Raw genomic sequence first — 3,362 nt, 5'->3', positions numbered from 1 at the left:
CAAGACGACCGGGACCTTCTTCGGCAACAAGAAAGAAGCGAAAGACGAGCGCGACAGGCTGAACAACGAGCAGCCTGGGAACGCAGGTCGTTTCGTGGTTACCGTAGGCCCTGATCACCAGCGTTACGTTAAACACTAAGGAAAGGAAGACACAATGAAACTGAACGAGATGAAGGTCGTTGCAGCGGAGATGTACAAAGCGAAGCAACCCACGATGTTCTGGGGTGCCCCTGAGATATCGTTTGGACGTGGACTTCCTACCTTGTTCCTGATTCTATGGTCTTGTAGGCCTGCACTGCCCCATTGGAGAATCGATGAATTCATCCAGCATTCGGAAGTATCTTAAGGAGCACTCGATATACTCGAAGCGCAAAACGACCATAGCTCACGCTTTCGCGTCTGCAATTGCCCCAAGCGATACCTACAACCAGGACGCGGTGAAGGCAGCACTTCAACTTCTTGGACAAGCAGATTTGGATCGGCTGTTATGCGTGTACTGCAATCAAGAGGCGCAAACGTGGGACCACCTCGTAGGGTTAGTTGAAAACGGTGATTTAAATACGCGCGGATATGGCCACCAAATTGGCAATCTTGTTCCTTGTTGCAAAGACTGCAACTCGTCAAAGGCAGGGAAGCCTTTTCCTGAGTTCATACAAAGTTTGCCGCTGTCTGCATCTGAGAAATTGAGATTGGATAGACGCTTGAATGCACATCTAAAGAACGCCAAACCTTTTAATGTAGATAACTTGGATCCAGCCAGCACGAAAGCGTTTGCGAAACTTATTGAAATCCGAGAGGAAATATTTCAACTTATGCGTGATGCTGATGAATGCGCGCAAGTTATTCGCGGACGCAGAGTAAGTCCCGGTGATGTTGAATGATGGCTAGCCCCAAACGACTTGATGAAATTTCTTGCAGCTTAAGTTGCGTCGTATTCACCGGTGCCGGCATGTCTGCTGAAAGTGGCATTCCGACATTTCGCGACCGCATGACCGGTCTGTGGTCGCATACCGATCCGATGGAAATCGCTACCCCATGGGCCTTTCGTGCTCATCCGCAGCGGGTGTGGGACTGGCATGTGCATCTGGCCGAAGCGGTGCATGCGGCGACGCCAAACGCCGGACATCGAGCGATAGCAGAATTGGAGCAGCGCGGCATACGTGTAACGGTAATCACCCAGAACATCGACAACCTGCATCAGCGCGCCGGCAGCTCGCAGGTGATCGAACTGCACGGAAATCTGCTGCGACTGAAGTCATTTGTGGACGAGGAAGTGGCTTTTGCCGCCGAGCAACCGCCGATTATCTGCCCGGTGTGCGATGGCTATGCGGCATGGGAGGAACATGATCCCTACGCGAACCGCGACGACTTGCTCGCTATTCAACTTCTTGCCGGGACGGTGCCGCACTGTCCTGGTTGCGGCGCTCTTTTGCGACCCGATGTGGTGTGGTTCGGCGAACCGCTTGCGCCGGAGACGCTTGACGCGGCTTGGGACGCGGTCGAGCAATGCGATCTGCTGATCGCCGTCGGCGCATCGCTTGAAGTCGAGCCAGCGGCTAGTCTGCCCTGGCGTGCCTTGCAGAAGGGTACGCGGGTGATCGAGGTCAATCCTGCGCCAACCGCGCTTGCCGAGCATTGTCATGCCAGCTTTGCAGGTAGCGCGGCCGCAGTCTTGCCGACGTTGTTTGGTTCGTTGTGGCCAGCGACGTAAAAGTCGGCGCTGGTGACACGGCGCCGCTCTCAAACCTGACGACCAGCGGAACGCGGAGCGATCGATGAGACTACTGGATCGTTTCCTGCATCAGTCGGCGACCCCAGGATGGCTGGCCGAGATTGACCTTGCGTCTCCCTTCCCTGCACCAGACGCGCTCTCAGGCTGTGTCTATTACCCGTCCTGCGGTTTCGACGGCCGGCCAATCCAGTATTGCGGCGGCTTCACGCACAGCTTCGTCTATGTCGATTACGGGTATTCACGGGATCGCGTCTTCGACGAGTTGCATCGCGAAGGGGCCTTCCGCGGCTATCGAATTGCCGGATGTCGGGAAGTTGCGCGCTCCGAACTGGTGGGTCCGTGTGCCTGGGAAGTCATACAGCCTGACAAGCAGAGGGATGGTGATCCGGTCCGATATATCGACCATATCAAGCCGCCCTTTGCCTTGTGGGCCATCCTTGATCGACTTCCGCATTTTGGCGCCGAGCATGGCCCGGTACGACTAAGCTTGCTTTATATCGGTGGCGAGGCCGTGGCGAGCTACCAGGCGCTTTTTTACTCCCACGGGATCGCGCCAGCTATGGTTGCCATCATTCAACCGGGTGAAGGATTTGGGTACAACTGGACTAATTTCTTTGACTCCCGAGGGATTTTTGCACGGACAGTCTGTGGCAGTGCTGGAGGTCAGCCGGGATATCTGCTGGTAGGAGGGATCGGTCGCGACAGCGATGGCTATCGTGAACCCTTTTGGCTCGACTATGGCGAACTGCTGCACTTCTGGAAGAGCGACGACGGTTACCTTGGACTCTGGAGAAGGACGTCCTCGTTGCAAGAAGCGCTTCAAAACATCGGTGGCTGATTACCGGGCGAGTTTCAGTTACCGCGTGACCGATTCGACTTCCGCTCCGGCCGAGGTCCTTCCGTACGTCGTCCGGCAGGTTTCAGAGTGGACCTGACATCGGGTATGCCGTTGTCAGGCTTGCTCCGATTCGGCGGGCCCAATCCCGCAAACAGCCGCTTCGGGCAGAATCACCCAGAACAGTTCCTTGCCCGGCGCGTCAGGATTCAGGTATTCCTGCACCACCAGCACATGATCGGGATCAAGATGTCGCTGAAGGGCAGCGACCCATCCACGGTTGTCGTCGATCCGGGCAAGCTCAGCCTGGTCGTCCATCAACACCAGCCCGAACGCCCTTGACACCACCAGGGGGGCTCCGGGCTCCATGTCACGGACGAAGCAGTAGAGTTGCCCGCTTTCGTCTTGCGACCTGTCCTGCATGAGGTCGAGTTCATCGCGCAGAGAGGCGATGCCTGGATCTTCCCCGAATGCCTGCTTGTCCAGAACGGAGAAAGCGCAGGAGCAAAGGCTGCCCTGGAAGGGCCGCACTGGCAAAGGGTAGAACATCACCTCGCCCTGGATTGCGCCGGGATTCTCGACGTCGGGTGCCATCGCGCCGATTCCTCAGTGCCGGGGAATGCGCCGGTCGCGGTGGCCGACCGTGATGACCTCGCCCGAGTTCGCCACCCACGGCGTAGGCGTCGAGGTAGCGCTCGAGGGCGCGATCGAGTCGCTCCCGCTCCAGGCGCCGGCGCGCCGCCTTGTTGAAATAGAGGATGGTGCCGCCGTGGTGGTCGTGCTCTTCGCAGCCGA

4 protein-coding genes are annotated in these 3,362 nt (G+C 57.4%); 3 read left to right on the top strand and 1 reads right to left on the bottom strand.

Features of this window, described 5'->3' with window-relative positions:
* The first annotated feature begins 314 nt into the window (after positions 1 to 314).
* The 3 genes from FJY67_11650 to FJY67_11640 all read left to right on the top strand — a co-directional run bounded on the left by FJY67_11650 (position 315) and on the right by FJY67_11640 (position 2,570).
* The gene (locus FJY67_11650; GenBank protein MBM3330103.1) at positions 315 to 881 is read left to right on the top strand and encodes an HNH endonuclease; all 567 of its coding nucleotides are present in this window, start codon (positions 315 to 317) and stop codon (positions 879 to 881) included.
* Positions 881 to 1,711 carry an NAD-dependent deacylase gene (locus FJY67_11645; GenBank protein ID MBM3330102.1) on the top strand — a complete coding sequence of 277 codons (831 nt, stop codon included), beginning with the start codon at positions 881 to 883 and terminating at the stop codon, positions 1,709 to 1,711. Before FJY67_11650 ends, FJY67_11645 begins: the two co-directional genes overlap by 1 nt.
* Before the next feature lie 64 nt (positions 1,712 to 1,775).
* Entirely contained in the window at positions 1,776 to 2,570 is a 795-nt protein-coding gene (locus FJY67_11640) for a hypothetical protein (GenBank protein MBM3330101.1), read from the top strand.
* A 114-nt stretch (positions 2,571 to 2,684) separates the two neighbouring features.
* Here the strand turns inward: FJY67_11640 and FJY67_11635 are convergent, their stop codons facing one another.
* Complete coding sequence (locus FJY67_11635) at positions 2,685 to 3,161, bottom strand: hypothetical protein (protein MBM3330100.1); 477 nt, start codon at positions 3,159 to 3,161, stop codon at positions 2,685 to 2,687.
* Between the last annotated feature and the right edge of the window lie 201 nt (positions 3,162 to 3,362).

This window comes from Calditrichota bacterium (assembly GCA_016867835.1).
Lineage (GTDB): Bacteria > Electryoneota > AABM5-125-24 > Hatepunaeales > Hatepunaeaceae > VGIQ01.
Note: the sequence above shows the minus strand (reverse complement) of the source record. Positions and strands in the feature narration are given on the sequence as shown.